Annotated in this window: 16 protein-coding genes; 6 read left to right on the top strand and 10 right to left on the bottom strand. The window is 59.8% G+C overall.

Annotated elements, in window-relative coordinates:
• Positions 1-366 precede the first annotated feature (366 nt).
• The 3 genes from AC1D19_RS15740 to AC1D19_RS15730 are packed head-to-tail and all read left to right on the top strand — an operon-like array spanning position 367 to position 4,403.
• Positions 367-1,965, top strand: coding sequence for an ABC transporter permease (locus AC1D19_RS15740; protein WP_477763738.1), 1,599 nt, complete (start codon positions 367-369; stop codon positions 1,963-1,965).
• Positions 1,962-2,777 carry an ABC transporter ATP-binding protein gene (locus AC1D19_RS15735; protein ID WP_477759877.1) on the top strand — a complete coding sequence of 272 codons (816 nt, stop codon included), beginning with the start codon at positions 1,962-1,964 and terminating at the stop codon, positions 2,775-2,777. Before AC1D19_RS15740 ends, AC1D19_RS15735 begins: the two co-directional genes overlap by 4 nt.
• 15 nt (positions 2,778-2,792) lie before the next feature.
• Positions 2,793-4,403, top strand: coding sequence for an arylsulfatase (locus AC1D19_RS15730; protein WP_477763737.1), 1,611 nt, complete (start codon positions 2,793-2,795; stop codon positions 4,401-4,403).
• Positions 4,404-4,493: 90 nt separating this feature from the next.
• Here AC1D19_RS15730 and AC1D19_RS15725 read toward each other — a convergent pair whose 3' ends face one another.
• Complete coding sequence (locus AC1D19_RS15725; RefSeq protein ID WP_477763736.1) at positions 4,494-5,567, bottom strand: fatty acid desaturase; 1,074 nt, start codon at positions 5,565-5,567, stop codon at positions 4,494-4,496.
• A gap of 100 nt (positions 5,568-5,667) precedes the next feature.
• Here AC1D19_RS15725 and AC1D19_RS15720 point away from each other — a divergent pair, with 100 nt between their 5' ends.
• The gene (locus AC1D19_RS15720; protein WP_477754294.1) at positions 5,668-6,672 is read left to right on the top strand and encodes an AraC family transcriptional regulator; all 1,005 of its coding nucleotides are present in this window, start codon (positions 5,668-5,670) and stop codon (positions 6,670-6,672) included.
• A gap of 1 nt (position 6,673) precedes the next feature.
• Here AC1D19_RS15720 and AC1D19_RS15715 read toward each other — a convergent pair whose 3' ends face one another.
• From AC1D19_RS15715 to AC1D19_RS15705, 3 genes are all read right to left on the bottom strand, one after another.
• Entirely contained in the window at positions 6,674-7,906 is a 1,233-nt protein-coding gene (locus tag AC1D19_RS15715; protein ID WP_477763735.1) for a type II toxin-antitoxin system HipA family toxin, read from the bottom strand.
• Positions 7,899-8,147: a helix-turn-helix domain-containing protein gene (locus AC1D19_RS15710; RefSeq protein ID WP_477754292.1), complete on the bottom strand. Its 249-nt coding sequence runs from the start codon at positions 8,145-8,147 to the stop codon at positions 7,899-7,901. The genes AC1D19_RS15715 and AC1D19_RS15710 overlap by 8 nt, the downstream gene beginning before the upstream one ends.
• A gap of 115 nt (positions 8,148-8,262) precedes the next feature.
• The gene (locus tag AC1D19_RS15705; RefSeq protein WP_477754291.1) at positions 8,263-8,949 is read right to left on the bottom strand and encodes a Crp/Fnr family transcriptional regulator; all 687 of its coding nucleotides are present in this window, start codon (positions 8,947-8,949) and stop codon (positions 8,263-8,265) included.
• Between the two features lie 83 nt (positions 8,950-9,032).
• Here AC1D19_RS15705 and AC1D19_RS15700 point away from each other — a divergent pair, with 83 nt between their 5' ends.
• Positions 9,033-9,557 carry an Mpo1 family 2-hydroxy fatty acid dioxygenase gene (locus AC1D19_RS15700; protein ID WP_477763734.1) on the top strand — a complete coding sequence of 175 codons (525 nt, stop codon included), beginning with the start codon at positions 9,033-9,035 and terminating at the stop codon, positions 9,555-9,557.
• 115 nt (positions 9,558-9,672) lie between these two features.
• Here AC1D19_RS15700 and AC1D19_RS15695 read toward each other — a convergent pair whose 3' ends face one another.
• The 6 genes from AC1D19_RS15695 to AC1D19_RS15670 form a co-directional block, all read right to left on the bottom strand.
• A complete protein-coding gene (locus AC1D19_RS15695; RefSeq protein ID WP_085717793.1) occupies positions 9,673-10,662 on the bottom strand; it encodes a sulfate/molybdate ABC transporter ATP-binding protein in 990 nt (329 codons plus the stop codon).
• A gap of 3 nt (positions 10,663-10,665) precedes the next feature.
• On the bottom strand, positions 10,666-11,535 hold the full coding sequence (gene cysW / locus AC1D19_RS15690) for a sulfate ABC transporter permease subunit CysW (RefSeq protein WP_150726413.1): 870 nt from the start codon (positions 11,533-11,535) through the stop codon (positions 10,666-10,668).
• Between the two features lie 12 nt (positions 11,536-11,547).
• Positions 11,548-12,366, bottom strand: a complete 819-nt coding sequence (gene cysT, locus AC1D19_RS15685; RefSeq protein WP_007972956.1) for a sulfate ABC transporter permease subunit CysT — start codon at positions 12,364-12,366, stop codon at positions 11,548-11,550.
• A 69-nt stretch (positions 12,367-12,435) separates the two neighbouring features.
• On the bottom strand, positions 12,436-13,449 hold the full coding sequence (locus AC1D19_RS15680; RefSeq protein ID WP_223463259.1) for a sulfate ABC transporter substrate-binding protein: 1,014 nt from the start codon (positions 13,447-13,449) through the stop codon (positions 12,436-12,438).
• A gap of 143 nt (positions 13,450-13,592) precedes the next feature.
• Positions 13,593-13,775, bottom strand: coding sequence for a sulfur starvation response protein OscA (gene oscA / locus AC1D19_RS15675; RefSeq protein ID WP_007975618.1), 183 nt, complete (start codon positions 13,773-13,775; stop codon positions 13,593-13,595).
• Between the two features lie 290 nt (positions 13,776-14,065).
• Positions 14,066-15,304, bottom strand: coding sequence for a putative bifunctional diguanylate cyclase/phosphodiesterase (locus tag AC1D19_RS15670; RefSeq protein WP_477763733.1), 1,239 nt, complete (start codon positions 15,302-15,304; stop codon positions 14,066-14,068).
• Between the two features lie 146 nt (positions 15,305-15,450).
• Here AC1D19_RS15670 and desA point away from each other — a divergent pair, with 146 nt between their 5' ends.
• A complete protein-coding gene (gene desA, locus AC1D19_RS15665) occupies positions 15,451-16,635 on the top strand; it encodes a delta-9 fatty acid desaturase DesA (protein ID WP_223550135.1) in 1,185 nt (394 codons plus the stop codon).
• The last annotated feature ends 214 nt before the right edge of the window (positions 16,636-16,849 follow it).

Here is a 16,849-nt window from a genome sequence, read left to right as displayed (position 1 = left end):
TTGAGGAGCCGAAAGTAGGCCGAAGTGGAACCAACACTTAAATACTATAAATTCACATTTTTAGACCATTTAGATCTATATCAACACTTCCGGGCCTCTTGCCCGGGTATGCAGGAACGGCATCGAAAATATTCTTCGAATGCATTGGATGCGGGTCGGCGGTGATGCCTTAAATGACCCTTATTATTTCTTAATAGCTTATTTTTATACATTTATAGATCAATAACGAATAACTGTAGGAGCTGGCTTGCCAGCGAATTCAGACAACCCGGTCTATCAGATACACCGCCTTCGCTGGCAAGCCAGCTCCTACAAGAGACCGTGTGTTTTTGATGACGCGTCCATTCCGACAACGGAGGTCACCTCATGACCCGTGTTTCACTTCTCGATCTGCCACTGGCCGCACCTCAGCTTGAAGGTCGACGACTCTGGCCGACGCTGAGCCAGCGGCTCTTGCCCTGGCTTTTGCCCCTCAGCCTGTTTGCATTGTGGTGGCTCGCCAGCCGCCAGCACTGGATGAGCGAGCAGATCCTGCCGGCACCGAGCCTGGTCTGGAACAGCGCGCTGGAATTGTCCCAAGGCGAGTTGTGGAGTCATTTGTGGATCAGCCTGCAACGCTTGTTCTGGGGGCTGCTGGCCGGTATCAGCGCTGGTGCTGTTTTGGGTGCGGCACTGGGTTTCAGTCGTCGACTGGAGCGCCTGGTGTTTCCGACCTTCGCCGGGTTGGCGCAAGTTCCGACCTTGGCCTGGATTCCATTGTTCATGGTGTTTTTCGGCATTGGCGAAGTGCTGAAACTGGTGGTGCTGATCAAGGCCATCGTGGTGCCAGTGACCTTGCATACACTGGTCGGTGTGCGCGATGCACAACCAAAGCTGCGCGAGGCCGCCGCCGTGTTGCGCTTGCCCAGGCATCTGTTGATCCGACGCTTGGTGCTGCCTGCCGCACTGCCGGCATTCATGGCCGGTGTACGCCTCGCGCTGGCTGCCGGTTGGACCTCGCTGCTGGCTGTCGAACTGCTCGCGTCCAGCGAAGGCATCGGTTACCTGATGGTCTGGGCGCGACAGCTGTTCATGCTCGACATCGTCTTCGTGTGCATCGTGGTGATCGGCCTGATCGGCGTGGCGATGGATCGCGGCATCGGTCTGCTGGACAGGAAACTGGTGCACTGGCCGCACCCGGCCACCGCCGAAATCCGTCGCGGGCCGCATTATCAAGGCTGGCAACGTCTGCAACCGTGGCTGCTGCCATTGGTGCTTCTGGCGTTGTGGCAACTGACCTCGGATCAGCAGTGGATTGACGCGAGCATTCTGGTCAGCCCGCTGGCCGTCCTGCAGACAACCCGGGATGGTTTGTTCGACGGCACTTTGATTGGCAGCATGGCCCTGAGCCTGGGCCGAACCCTTGGCGGGTTACTGCTCGGTGGCGGGCTCGGGTTTGCCTTGGGATTACTGCTCGGGCTGTCGCACACCAGTGAACGCGTGCTCGGCCCAACCCTCGCCGCCCTCCGCCAGATCGCCATATTCGCCTGGGTGCCGCTGCTCACCGCGTGGTTCGGTCTGGGGGAACTGGCCAAGTGGGTGTTCGTTGCCCTCGCCGCCTTTTTCCCGCTGTTTATCGCCACCCAACGCAGCGTCGCGCACCTGTCGCCGCAACTGAACGAAGCCGCGCAGGTGTTGCGCCTGAATCTGCGCCAGCGCCTCGGTCGACTGGTGCTACCGGGCGCGGCGCCGGGAATTTTCGCCGGGCTCAGGCTGAGCCTGATCTACGCCTGGCTCGGCACCATCGGCGCCGAATATTTCATGCCGTCCAACGGCGGCATCGGCAGCCAGATGATCGGCGCCCAACAACTGCTGCGCATGGACCTGATCATGGCCGGCATGCTGCTGGTGGGCCTGACCGGTGCCCTGCTCAACCTCATTGGCCAACGCCTGGAAATCCGCGTCACTCGCTGGAGACACGCATGAACGCATCAATTGTCAGCTTCAATCACGTGGGCAAAACCTTCGATGTCGACGGATTCGAACTGGAGGCCATTCGAGAATTCAACCTGGAGATTGCCGAGGGCGAGTTCGTCGCCATCGTCGGTTCCAGCGGTTGCGGCAAATCCACTTTGCTACGGCTGCTGGTGGGCCTCGACACACAATTTCGCGGGCAGATCCGTGTGGACGGCAAAGCCGTCACCGGCATCGGCGGCGAGCGCGGCATCGTCTTTCAGGAACACCGCTTGTTCCCGTGGCTGAGCGTGGCCGACAACATCGGCCTGGGCCTGGTCAACGAGCCATTGAGCGCTGTGCAAAAGCAAAAGCGCATCAGCGATTTCATCGAATTGGTGGGCTTGAGCGACTTCGCTCGCGCCTATCCGCACCAGCTCTCCGGCGGCATGGCGCAGCGCGTGGCCATTGCTCGCGGCCTGGTGGCCAGCCCACGGATTCTGCTGCTGGATGAGCCCTTCGGCGCCCTCGATGCGCTGACCCGCCAACAGATGCAGGACGAACTGCTAGCGATCCGCGCGCGGGCAAAAATCACCACGGTGCTGGTCACCCACGACGTCGAGGAAGCGATCTTCCTCGCCGACCGCGTGGTGGTGATGGAGCCGCGTCCGGGGCGGATCAAGCAAGTGGTCGACGTTGCCCTGCCCCATCCGCGCCAGCGCAGCAGTTTCGACTTCCACCAGCTGCGCGAAGAACTGCTGCACGAACTCACCAGCGACGATCACTACCAGCCCCCCGTGCCGGTGCAGGTCCGCGATCTGCCGCTGTCCTTCATAGCCTACTGAAAAAGGAAATGCTTGATGCCGCAACGTCCCAACTTTCTAGTGATCCTGGCCGATGACCTGGGCTTTTCCGACCTCGGCGCCTTCGGTGGCGAAATCAACACGCCGAACCTCGATGCATTGGCCAACAATGGCTTGCGCCTGACCGATTTTCACACCGCACCAACCTGCTCGCCGACCCGTTCGATGCTGCTCACCGGCACCGATCACCACATCGCCGGCATCGGCACCATGGCCGAAGCGTTGACCCCGGATCTGATCGGTAAACCCGGTTACGAAGGGCACTTGAACGACCGCGTGGTCGCCCTGCCCGAACTGCTGCGCGAGGCCGGCTACCAGACCTTGATGAGCGGCAAATGGCACTTGGGCCTGACCGCAGAACTGGCGCCCCATGCCCGGGGTTTCGAGCGTTCGTTTTCGCTGTTGCCCGGCGCGGCCAACCACTACGGGTTCGAGCCGACCTACGATGAAACGACGCCACGGCTGCTGAAATCCACGCCGGCGCTGTACACCGAAGACGACACCTTCATTGATGAACTGCCCAAGGATTTCTACTCCTCCGACGCCTTTGGCGACAAGCTGCTGCAATACCTCAAGGAGCGCGACCAGACCCGGCCGTTCTTCGCCTATCTGCCGTTTTCCGCACCACACTGGCCATTGCAGGCGCCGGCCGAGGTGGTGGAGAAATACCATGGGCGCTATGACGCCGGCCCTGAAGTACTGCGCCTCGAGCGCCTGGAAAAACTCAAAAAACTGGGGCTGATCGAGGCCGATGTCGAGCCGCATCCGTTGATCCAGCTGACTGCACAATGGGATGCCCTGAGCGACGAGCAACGACAGATCTCCGCGCGGGCCATGGAGGTTTATGCGGCGATGGTCGAGCGCATGGACTGGAACATCGGGCGTGTCGTTGACTATCTGCGCCAGCAAGGGCAACTGGACAATACGTTCATCCTGTTCATGTCCGATAACGGCGCCGAAGGGGCATTGCTGGAGGCCTTCCCGAAATTCGGCCCGCAGTTGCTGACCTATCTCAACCAGCATTACGACAACAGCCTGGACAACATCGGCCGCGCCAACTCCTACGTCTGGTACGGGCCGAACTGGGCGCAAGTGGCGACCGCGCCATCGCGGCTGTTCAAGGCCTTCACCACCGAAGGCGGGATTCGCGTGCCGGCGCTGGTGCATTACCCGCAACTGCCGCTCAAGGGACAGATCAGCCACGGTTTCGGCACGGTGATGGACATCACGCCGACCATTCTCGACCTCGCCGGTGTGCGCCATCCGGGCAAGCAGTGGCATGGCAAACCCGTTGCGGAAGTTCGCGGCAAGTCGTGGCTGGGGTTTCTGTCGGGCGAGACGGCGCAAGTGCATGACGAGCAGACTGTCACCGGGTGGGAACTGTTCGGTCGGCGAGCGATTCGACAGGGGCAATGGAAGGCGGTGTACATTCCGGGACCGGTGGGGCCGGCGACCTGGCAGCTGTATGACCTGGGTAGTGATCCGGGGGAGATTCATGACCTGGCGTCGAGCCACCCGCACAAGCTTGGTGCCTTGATCGAACATTGGCAGCGGTATGTGGATGAGACTGGGGTGATCCTGAGTGAGTCGCCGTTTCAACCGGATTGATTCAGCCTGAACCACCGCCATCGCTGGCAAGCCAGCTCCTACAGGTTATGCGCGGCCTTTGTAGGAGCTGGCTTGCCAGCGAAGAGGCCATCAGGCGCGCGCACCCTCCACAGCCTGCCCCTGAACTTCTTCCCGGCGCTCAAACCGGTTAGCCCGCGCAAACGTTCCGAAATCATTGAACCGCACACCCATCTCGCGCATCACCTTGTGCCCCACCGGCACGGTCAACTGGCGGATGTAAAACGGCTCCTTCACCACAAAGTGATGGATCCCGTGGCTGCTGCCGAAGTTGAAGCAGAACGCCTGCAACGGCCACAACCACCACGCGTTCAGTACTTGCGTTTGCTGCATCACGTTGCCCGGCTCCACGTCTCCGTAGTAATGCATGTTCGAGCTGATGAAGTGCAGGCAGAACGTGCGCAACACGTTCGGGCCGATGATCACGACCGCCGCGATGTCGATCACCTGCATCACCGACAACGTGGTCGCGGACCACTCGATCGGTGCGCCCATCAGATGCGCAACGCCGTTCGCTGCGTGGAAGCCGAGAAACACGTACCACGCACCCCAATGCATCAGCGCCAGCGGTGCGTAGACCTTCAGCGTGCGGTAAATGATGCTGAACTTCATGGCCAAGGTCTTGGCCCGCAGCATGCGGATTAACGACGACATGATGTTGTCGCCAATCATCAGAAACCGTGCGAATCCCCATGGCTCGCCATTGGTGATGGCGCGTTCTTCCATGTCGGCTTCGGAGCCGGAGACCTTGTGGTGATTGAGGTGCAGGTGTCGGCGAATCCACGGATTGATGGTGCTCGGCCGCGCCAACCACACCAGGCCCATCATCAGGTTGTGCGGCACTTTCTGCTTGCGGAAGTACATGCTATGGATCAGGTCGTGTTCCAGCTCATGGGTCAACGAGGCGAAAAACGCATTGAGCAACAGGCACGCCCACCAGGCGATGTGCCCGGTTATGTAGAGCGCGGCCGAACCGACCATACCGGCCAGGGCGAAGGCCAGAATGCCCGCGCCCATGGCGTCCTGATGCCTGAGAATCGGATAGCGCTCGCGCAACTCGACGCCTTTGGCCAGTACCACTTCACGGATATGCGCTGATCGCTGTGATGCATTCAGTCGCTGGGGGCTTGCAGAAGTACCGCTCATGCTTCCATCCTCTGGTTATTGATGGTTGCATCCTGCCTTGCGGACATTCGCAATGCGGTAGCCAAGAACGCCAACCTGTTGACCGGAAGCGCCAATCAGCATGACTGAACCGACCTCCCTCGCCAGCTGGACCCGCGCCCTGCGCAAGCAACTCGATGCCCTGGGCATCGACAGCACCGCCCTGTGCCAGCAAGCGGGGCTCGACCCGCAACTGATGGACGACCCGAACGCGCGCTACCCGCTGTCGGGCACCACGCACCTGTGGAGTCTGGCGGTGCAGGCCAGCGGTGACCCGGCGATTGGTTTGCGGGTTTCGCGTTTCGTCAGCCCGACCACCTTCCATGCGCTGGGTTATGCGCTGGTCGCCAGCGGCAGCCTGCGGGAAGTGTTCGAGCGCATCGTGCGCTATCACCAGGTGGTCAGCGATGCCCTGGAACTGGAACTGACCCGCACCGAAGATCACTACTGTTTCCGCCTGAAAATCCCTGCCGGCAACCCGGCTCCGGCCTTCGAGGCCATCGATGCGTTCATGGCGATTTACGTGCGCACCTGCCGCAATCGCCTGGGCCGCGACTATGCACCGCTGGCGACCTACCTGCGCCGTCCGGAGCCGGCAGACGCGCATCAATGGCATAAAGTCTTTCGCTCGCCCGTGCACTTCGGCGCCGACGAGGATCGACTGGAATTCGCCCTCGTCGACTTCGACAGCCACCTGGATGACGCCAACCCGGAACTGGCCGAACACAATGAAACGGTGCTCAAGCGCACCCTGGCACAACTCCAGCCGCTGACGTGGGAACGCAAGGTCCGCGATGCAATTGAAGAACAACTGCCCGAAGGCGAACCCAGCGCCGAACACATCGCCAAGGCCCTGCACCTGAGCCTGCGCAGCCTGCAACGGCACCTGGCCGATGAAGGCTGCCGGTTCGATACGCTGCTCAACGAAAGCCGTGAGAACCTGGCGTTGCTGCACCTGCGCGATCCACAATGCTCGTTGAGCGAAATCAGTTATCTGCTCGGGTTTGCCGACACCAGCAGCTTCAGTCGTGCGTTCAAGCGCTGGACCGGGATGACACCGGGGCAGTTTCGGGATGGGTTGCGCTGATCTAGCCTTTGACCAGACTGCGTACCATACCCTCGTTCCACTGCTCCAGCATTGCCTCTCCAATCTCGGCAAAGGCACTGTTTGCCTTTATGTGTTGGCCCATCTCGCCCATCGCCATTTCCATCCCATGGATGACTTGTTGCAGCAATTCGTTGCAGCGCCCCTCGGTCAAATTGCAGGCGGAGCGACCAAATCGCATCAGCATTTTGTACTTGGGCCACGCCTTCGATCCGCCCAATAACAACGCCATGCTATCGGTCTTGATGTAGATCGAAGTGGTGATGATGTCGTAGGCAGGTGCCAGGCTGATTGGCGCATCGACACCACAATCTTCGTAGAGAACGCCAAAATTCTTGAGGTGCGCGTCGCCATTTTTCAGACCCGATGAAAGCGCGACGATTTTGAAAAACGACTCAAGTGCCTGATTGAGCAAAGGAGGAGAAACAAAGGCCTTGATCTGCTTGGCCGCACCTTCGTATGAACCATCGTATTTGGCTTTTGAAGGCCACGCATTGAGCACGCAGAAGTCCTCGAACCCCAAGTAACCTTTTTCATTCAGGTCGAAGCGTTCAACGATCAGAAATTTACCGTGTTCACTGAGCTGAAACTTCGGTACCTCAAGCCCCGAATGTAACGCCGCCCGCATGCAGAAGTATTCATTGGCAGCGAGTTCCGGGTATTGCTCTGGACGAAAGGCTTTGACCAGATGCGTCGCCCCCCGATGGGACAGCCGATCGATGGTTGACGCGCTGTCACGCACCAGTACCTTCGGCTGTACACCGGAAACGCCTGAATACTGGCCATAGGTCTGCAAGAGGTCCTCGAACAAACCTTGCGCACCATCATGTACAAGAAGGTCCGCCAGGCTGGTTTCAGGTGGCTGGTCGCCCGGATCCTGCGCCTTTGAAATGCCGACTCTTCCGAGCTGGTGCGGGCCGACGATGGCCAGCATCGAAAAATCGTCAAACCCTCGAACGGCCTTGCTGAAGCGTCGTGTCAATTCATCGCGCAGGGCTCCCTCAGGCAGATTCATTTCAAAAACCGGTGGGACACCTGGTTCCCACGCGTAACTCTCCAGACGCACCGGCATGGTCAACGAGACGGCGTTTTGTTCGGGCGCGTTTTCGGCGTAGGCAAACACGGTGTCGATGGGAGGCTGGCCACGACCGAGGATTCCGACCGCACTGTTGGAAACGCTGATAGCCAGTCGATCCTTTTCCTGCGGCTCATCCATGGAAATCCACCTTTTTCAGGGTGTCCAGCGTCGGCCGCTTCGATTGTCGCGGCACGGCGGTCAGCTCATAACCGAAGCCGTTGAGTATCGCCTCGACCTTGCGCAGACCAATTTCGGAAATGGTGTTGTTTTCGATGCCGGAGATTGTTGCACGGCTCATTCCGTACTTCTGTGCCACGTCTTGCTGAGAGAGTTTTCTCTCCTTGCGCAAGGTTCGGATCAGTTCGCCAAGGTTTTCCATATCATCACCATGCATTACATACAGTGCATATATTGTCAAATTAACAACTATGCATTGTATTTAGTGCAGATTTTGATCGAAGTCCAGCTACATTTGCTGACGCCCTAATCAGGCATCAAACCATCGCCAACACCCGCAACCGCGCGGCATCGATAATTTCGATTTCGCCGTAACTCAGCCCGATGATTCCCTGCCCCTGCAAATCCTTGAGGATCTGGTTGGTGGTCTGGCGCGACAGCGACAGCATCGATGCCAACTGCTCCTGGGGCAGTTGCAGGACGCGACGCGGGGGGGCGGTCTCGCCATAACCTTCGGCGATCATCAACAAGCGGTGCGCCAGCCGTGCCGGGGCCGGCAACAGGCTCAACTGTTCGAGGTTGATGAAGGTCATGCGCAATTTCTGGCTCATCAGCAACGCCAGTTGCCGCCAGTGCTGCGGATGCTCGTCGAGCAGTGCCAGCAACGTATTTTGGGGAATATTCAGCAGTGTGCACTGGCCGACGCCGTAGGCATCGTGGGTGCGTGGCTGGCCATCGAACAGGCAGATTTCGCCGAACCAGTGCGGCGGCTCCACCAGGCTCAACAAGGCTTCCTTGCCCTGCTCGCTCACGGCACCGACGCGCACCGCGCCTTCAAGTACCGCGTACAGGCCACAGGGCGGATCACCGCGCTTGAACAGCCGCTGGCCCGGCGACAGGCGCCGCAACCTGGCCGCCGACAGCAGACTATCCTGTAGGGAATCAGGCAAATGGCTGAACCACTGACCGCTCATCAGGCGTGGACGCCAGACCTGCATATCCATGAAAACTCCTAGAGATTGTCGCCTGGCTGACAGAGCGGGAAATGAACCCGGGGCATGATCAATCACCCCACAGGAGAACAACAATGAAAAGCCTCGTCGACCACCTCAGTCAATACGCTGCCTACCATCGTGACCCGCGCAACATCGCATCGCACTTTATCGGTATCCCGCTGATCGTGGTGGCCGTTGCGGTGTTGCTGTCGCGGCCGCAGTGGTCGCTGGGCGGCGTGTGGCTGTCACCGGCGGTGCTTGTCTCGCTGGCATCGGCGTGGTTTTACCTGCGCCTGGAGTTGCGCCTGGGCGTGTTGATGACCGTGTTGCTCGGGCTGAGTGTCTGGGCCGGTCATGCGCTGGCGCAGCAAAGCACATTCGTCTGGCTCGCCAGCGGCATCGGCATGTTTGTGGTGGGCTGGGCGATTCAGTTTGTCGGGCATCACTACGAAGGACGCAAACCGGCCTTTGTCGATGATGTGATGGGGCTGATTGTCGGGCCGTTGTTTGTGGTGGCGGAGCTGGCGTTCATGCTGGGGATGCGGCATGAGCTCAAAGAGCAGATCGAGGCGCGGGCGGGTGGTGTGCGGGTCAATCGCAAAAATGCAGCGGCTTAAACCGCTTTAAAAGATCGCAGCCTGCGGCAGCTCCTACAACGGCTTGACGTCGGTCACAACATTGTAGCCAACCGAAATCTCTGTAGGAGCTGCCGCAGGCTGCGATCTTTTGACCTTAGATGTTGGCAACCTTCTGCCAGACCTTCGGCTTGAAGAACAGCGTCTCGCCCTTCGCCAGACCGATCAGGCTGTCGTGATCCTTCACCACTTCGGCTTCGATCAGATCGCTCTGCCCTTCGACCTTCAGGGTCACCCGGGTCGTCGCCCCCAGTGGCCGAATGTCCCGCACTTCAGCCGCGTGATGGTCTTCCAGTTCATGGCGCGACAGCGACACCTCGTGCGGACGGAACAGCACGTGTTTATCCTCGCCCAGATGCAGACGGTTCGAATCACCGAGGAAGTGATAAACGAAATCGCTGGCCGGGTTTTCGTAGACGTCGCCCGGTGAGCCGATCTGCTCGATCACTCCCTTGTTCATCACCACGATGCGGTCGGCGACTTCCATCGCTTCTTCCTGGTCATGGGTCACGAACACCGAGGTCAGGTTGATATCTTCGTGCAGACGCGCCAACCAGCGGCGCAGTTCTTTACGGACCTTGGCATCGAGGGCGCCGAAGGGTTCGTCGAGCAGCAGCACTTTCGGCTCCACCGCCAGCGCTCGGGCCAACGCAATGCGCTGGCGCTGACCGCCGGAGAGTTGTTCCGGGTAGCGATCCGACAGCCAGTCCAGCTGCACCATGTTCAACAGTTCGTGAACTTTGGTGGCGATCTGGCTTTCGCTCGGGCGCTGGTTTTTCGGCTTCATGCGCAGGCCGAACGCGACGTTGTCGAACACCGTCATGTGACGGAACAGGGCGTAGTGCTGGAACACGAAACCGACGTTGCGATCCCGTACGTCGTGGCCGGAAACGTCTTCACCGTGGAACACGATGTTGCCCTGGTCCGGGGTTTCCAGGCCGGCGATGATCCGCAGCAGCGTGGTCTTGCCGCAACCGGACGGGCCGAGCAGTGCGACGAGTTCGCCGCTCTGGATGTCCAGGCTGATGTTGTCCAGCGCCTTGAAGGCATGGAAGTTCTTGCTGACGTTACGCACTTCGATCGACATGAATTATTCCTCCGCGGCGCTGGCGCGCAGGCGGTTAATACGGTTTTCGCTCCACTGCTTGAGCAGCAGGATGAAGAGCGCCAGGATCAGCAACAGGCTCGCCACGGCGAACGCGGCCACGTGGTTGTATTCGTTGTAGAGGATCTCGACGTGCAACGGCAGGGTGTTGGTCACCCCGCGAATGTGCCCGGAAACCACCGACACCGCACCGAACTCCCCCATGGCCCGCGCGGTACACAACACCACGCCGTAGATCAGGCCCCATTTGATGTTGGGCACAGTGACGTGCCAGAACATCTGCCAGCCGTTGGCTCCGAGCAGGCGCGCGGCCTCCTCTTCCTGGGTGCCTTGCTCCTGCATCAGCGGGATCAGCTCCCGCGCCACGAACGGCACGGTGACGAAAATCGTCGCCAGCACGATGCCCGGCAGGGCGAAAACGATCTGGATGTCGTGGTCCGAAAGCCAAGGGCCAAACAGGCCCTGGGCGCCGAACATCAGCACGTACACCAGACCGGCAATCACCGGCGACACCGAGAACGGCAGGTCGATCAGGGTCACCAGCATGCTCTTGCCGCGGAACGAGTACTTGCTCACGCACCAGGCGGCGCTGACGCCGAACACCAGGTTCAGCGGCACCGAAATCAGCACGGCGATGACCGTGAGTTTCAGTGCCGACAGCGCGTCCGGTTCAAAGATCGCTGTGAAAAACGCCCCGAGGCCGAGCTTCAGCCCTTGGGACACCACGATGAACAGCGGCAGCAGCAGGAACAGCGCAAAAATCAGCCAGCCAAGGCCAATCAGGATTCGCCGCGAAGTCGCACTGCCACGGCGGGCAGCGTTCGAGGAAGCGGCAGCAATAGACGATTGGGACATGGGTGCGCCTCCTTATGGGGTTTCGATGCGCCGCTGCAACAAGTTGATCAGCAGCAACAGGACGAAGGAAACCACCAGCATCAGTACACCAATGGAGGTAGCGCCGGTGTAATCGTATTGGTCGAGCTTGACCATGATCAGCAGCGGCAGAATCTCGGTTTTCATCGGCATGTTGCCGGCGATGAATATCACCGAACCATACTCGCCGACCCCGCGGGCAAAGGCCAAAGCGAAACCGGTAAGCCATGCCGGAAGCAGTGCCGGCAGCAGGATATGGCGGAAAACCTGCAAGGGTTTTGCACCCAGGCACGCCGCCGCTTCTTCCACTTCACGAGGAATATCCGCCAATACTGGCTGTACGGTACGTACCACGAATGGAAGTGTCACGAAAGTGAGGGCAAGGGTGATGCCCAGGGGGGTGTAGGCGATCTTGAAACCCAGATCCGCTGCAAACTGACCCACCAGGCCGGTAGGCGTGTACAACGCCGTCAGCGCAATACCGGCGACCGCCGTGGGCAACGCGAACGGCAAGTCGATCATTGCATCGATCACTTTTCGTCCAGGGAAGGTATAGCGCACTAATACCCAGGCCAGCAGCGTGCCGATGATGCCGTTGATGATCGCGGCACACAGGGCGGTGCCGAAGCTGAGCTTCAGCGCCGCCAGCACCCGTGGTGCCGAGATGATTGCCCAGAACTGATCCCAGGTGAGTTGAGCGGCATGCACGAACATCGCCGCCAGTGGTATGAGCACAATCAGGCTGAGGTACACCAAGGTGTAGCCCAGCGTCAGCCCGAAGCCGGGTATGACGGGGGAGATACGACGCGACATAAAAGTCCTTGGTTGAGAACGCACTGAGCCCCGGAGGTGAATCCGGGGCTCGTTGATGGCTATTTAATATTACTGCGCCTGATAGATCTGGTCGAACACGCCCCCGTCATTGAAGAATTTCGGCTGTGCGGCTTTCCAGCCGCCGAAGTCCTTGTCGATGCTCACCAGTTCCAGTTTCGGGAACTGCTGGGCGTACTTGGCCGCCACGTCCTTGTCACGTGGACGATAGAAGTTCTTCGCCGCGATTTCCTGGCCGGCCGGGCTGTACAGGTGCTTGAGGTAGGCTTCGGCGATCTGCTCGTTGCCCTTTTTCTCGGCGTTCTTGTCGACCACCGCCACCGGTGGCTCGGCGAGAATCGACAGCGAAGGCACGACGATGTCGAACTTGTCGGCGCCGCCCTCTTCTTTCAGGGCCAGAAAGGCTTCGTTTTCCCAGGCCAGCAATACGTCGCCCTGACCGTTGTTGACGAAGGTAATGGTCGAGCCGCGAGCGCCGGTGTCCAGCACTGGCACGTGCTTGAACAGGGTCTGTACGTATTCCTTGGCCTTGGCTTCGTCGCCGCCATTGGCTTTGAGGCCATAGGCCCAGGCCGCGAGGAAGTTCCAGCGTGCACCGCCGGAGGTTTTCGGGTTCGGCGTGATCACCGAGACGTCATTCTTGACCAGGTCGCCCCAGTCCTTGATGCCTTTGGGGTTGCCCTTGCGCACCAGGAACACGATGGTCGAGGTGTACGGCGTGCTGGCGTCCGGCAGGCGTTTTTGCCAGTCGGCTGGCAGGGTTTTGCCGAGTTTGGCGATTTCGTCGATGTCACCGGCCAGGGCCAGGGTCACGACGTCGGCACGCAGGCCATCGATCACCGCCCGACCTTGCTTGCCCGAACCGCCGTGGGATTGCTGGACCTTCACGGTGTCGCCGGCGTGATCTTTCTGCCAGAACTTGATGAACTCAGCGTTGTAGTCCTGGTACAGCTCGCGGGTCGGGTCGTACGACACGTTGAGCAACTCGTAATCCTTGGCTACCGCGGAACCGGCAAAAAGGGCGCTGGCCAGGGCGGCCAAAGCGAAGTGGCGAATCGACGACATGGTGAAAGCTCCTGGAATTCTTGGTTTGTTGGCTTTTTTATGGATTTCTGGAATCGCGTTGCCAGTTCAAAGATCGCAGCCTGCGGCAGCTCCTACAGGTGATCGCGTGCTTCTGTAGGAGCTGCCGCAGGCTGCGATCTTCTTCAGCCCGGCTTGTTGCCCGGCTGCTGCAAACGGAATTTTTCTTTGCGCTCGATCTGCACCACCTGGGCGTTGTGCACGGTGATTTCCACGGCGCCAAAGCGCAGGTCGCGCAGGGCACTCTGGATTTCACGCAGGATGGTGGCTTCGTCTTGACCGTCGACGCTACGCAGGGATGCGCTCATATTGCTGCTCCTTCAACTGAGAGGTTGCCTCGCAGTGTCGGCACTGCTTGCGGCGTGAGAGCAATACTAGAGAGGTATAGATATTCTTAAAAAGACTATTTGAGAATGTTTATATAACCAAAAGAGATTACTTGAAGGGACAAGGGCTTGAGGTGAACAGCCCTCTTTCAGGCACACCAAAAAACCCTGTGGGAGCGAGCCTGCTCGCGATGAGGGAGTGTCAGTCACCAGAGATGTCGACTGATATTCCGCTATCGCGAGCAGGCTCGCTCCCACAGGTTTTGTGTAAATCAGGTGATGACCGGGGCATGAGTCCAATCGAGCTGCGTCGCCGGCACCGGCCGCCCGAACCAGTAGCCCTGACCCAGATCGCAATCGTGCTCGAGCAGAAACGCCGCTTGCTCAGCCTGTTCGACCCCTTCGGCATGCACCCGCATGCCCATGCTCTGGGCCAGGGCAATGATCACCCGTGAAATCGCCGCATCGTCCTCATCCCACGGCAATCCGGCGACGAAGCCCTGGTCAATTTTCAGCTTCTGCACAGGCAGACGCTTGAGCCGCAGCAGCGATGAATAACCCGTGCCGAAGTCGTCGATGGCCAGGCGCACCCCCAACTCGCGCAGGCGATGCATTTGCTCCAGCGCGACTTCCGGGTCCTCCATCACCGCGCTTTCGGTCACTTCCAGCTCGAGAAACGCCGGCTCCAGCCCGGTTTCGCGCAGGACCTGCGCCACCTGCTGATACAACTCACGACGGGCGAACAGACGCGAAGAAACGTTGACCGCGACGAACGACAGCACCACCCCGCCCTGCTGCCACTGGCACATCTGCCGACATGCCTGCGCCATGACCCAGGCATCGATTTCAGCAATCAGACCGGTTCGTTCGGCGACCGGAATGAATTCCGCCGGCGACACCAGGCCCCGCTGCGGGTGCTGCCAACGCACCAGCGCCTCGACGCCAATCAGGCGACGGGTCTTGAGGTCGTGAACCGGTTGGTAATAAACCCGCAGCTCTTGCCGATCCAGGGCGCGGCGCAATTCGAAGGCGATCTCGACCCGTTGCTGGGCGTGGGCCGTCAGCTCTTCGGTGTACAGGGCATAATCATTGCGTCCCGTGCTCTTGGCCTTGAACAGTGCAGAGTCGGCATTACGCAGCAGTTGCTCGACGCTCAAGGCATCGCCGGGGAACAGGCTGATGCCGATGCTGGTGTTGGCGCGGTCGGTGAACAACAGGCGGTTCGGCAGGCCGGTCAGCGGATCGTGGTGCGCCAGGTGCATGCGGTCGGCATCGCGCTCACGCAATTTGTCGCCGCCCCCCAAGCACCGCAGCAGCCGCGCTCGGGCAATGAAGATCAAACCGGCGCTGAACAGCCCCCAGACATAACCGTTGATCAGTTGCCATCGCAGTCGCTCGGCAGAGCTATCGAAGAAACTGTTTAATAAATAGCCACTGACCTGCAGCCAAACCGCAGAAAGCAACAGATAGAGCAGCGCTGCGCGCAAGGCATCGCGATAGGTGGCAGACATCCGGCGATCCATGTCCCTACAAAAAGGTTGGAATGATGGTTTAAAGACACATCCAGCCACTCTTATCTGAAAGGGCGACTGGTTTTCTGCGTGGGCTTAGTGATAATGCAACGGCTGTTTTTTCTTTATCGAGGGCCCTACAGCCTATGTGGTACGAAGGTTTTCTTGGCTTGTCGCCCTGGTCGCTGGTGGCAGTCACCCTGCTGATGACCCATGTCACAATCATCGCCGTCACGGTCTATCTGCATCGTTACTCGGCCCATCGCTCCCTGGAGCTGAATGGGGGCCTCAAGCATTTCTTCCGTTTCTGGCTGTGGCTGACCACGGCGCAGAACACCCGCGAGTGGACCGCCATCCACCGCAAGCATCACGCCAAATGCGAAACCGTCGATGACCCGCACAGCCCGGTCATCAAGGGTTTGTCCACGGTGCTGCGCAAAGGCGCCGAGCTGTACCGCGCCGAAGCGGAAAACCCCGAGACCCTGCGCATCTACGGCAAGAACTGCCCCGAAGACTGGATCGAGCGCAACCTCTACAGCCGCTACCCGCTGCTGGGCATCGCGATCATGGGCGTTATCGACCTGCTGCTGTTCGGCACCATCGGCATCACCATCTGGGCCATCCAGATGATGTGGATCCCGGTGTGGGCCGCCGGCGTGGTCAATGGCCTGGGCCATGCCATCGGCTACCGCAACTTCGAATGCCGCGATGCGGCGACCAACCTGGTGCCTTGGGGCATCCTGATTGGCGGCGAAGAACTGCATAACAACCATCACACCTACCCTAACTCGGCAAAACTGTCGGTGAAGAAGTGGGAATTCGACCTGGGCTGGGCGTGGATTCAAGTCTTCAGTTTCCTGCGCCTGGCCAAGGTCCAGCGGGTTGCGCCGATTGCCCATCGCGTCGAAGGCAAGGGCAACCTGGACATGGACACCGCCATGGCGATCCTCAACAACCGCTTCCAGATCATGGCCCAGTACCGCAAATTGGTGATCGGCCCGCTGGTCAAGCAAGAGTTGGAAAAGGTCGATCACTCGGTACGTCACCAGTTCCACCGAGCCAAACGCCTGCTTTCGCGGGAGACCAGCCTGCTGGATGACAAACACCATGTACGCATCCAGAACATGCTCGAGCACAGCCAGGCGCTGAAGGTAATTTACGAGAAACGCCTGGCCCTGCAGCAGATCTGGGTCAAGACCAGCTCAAATGGTCACGACATGCTGGCGGCCATCAAGGACTGGGTACACGAAGCTGAAGCCAGCGGGATTCAGTCCCTGCGTGACTTCGCCGACCAGTTGAAAACCTACTCCCTGCGTCCTGCCGCTGTCTGATTGCAGCGCGCAGCCGCAAAACCTGTGGGAGCGAGCCTGCTCGCTCCCACATTGGTTTATCGCCTGACTGAAAAAATCGCGTCGCCAGTACCGCCCGGCGGGAGCCAGCTCACTCGCCACAAAAGGCGGGAACTTCATCTGAAAAGCCCTATCTCAAAGACACTTCGCCATCCCCGGCGGGCTTGATGTTGGCCGCGATCGCACGCGGCATGCC

This window comes from Pseudomonas sp. P1_C12 (assembly GCF_056406435.1).
This window is presented reverse-complemented; position numbering and strand designations above follow the sequence as displayed.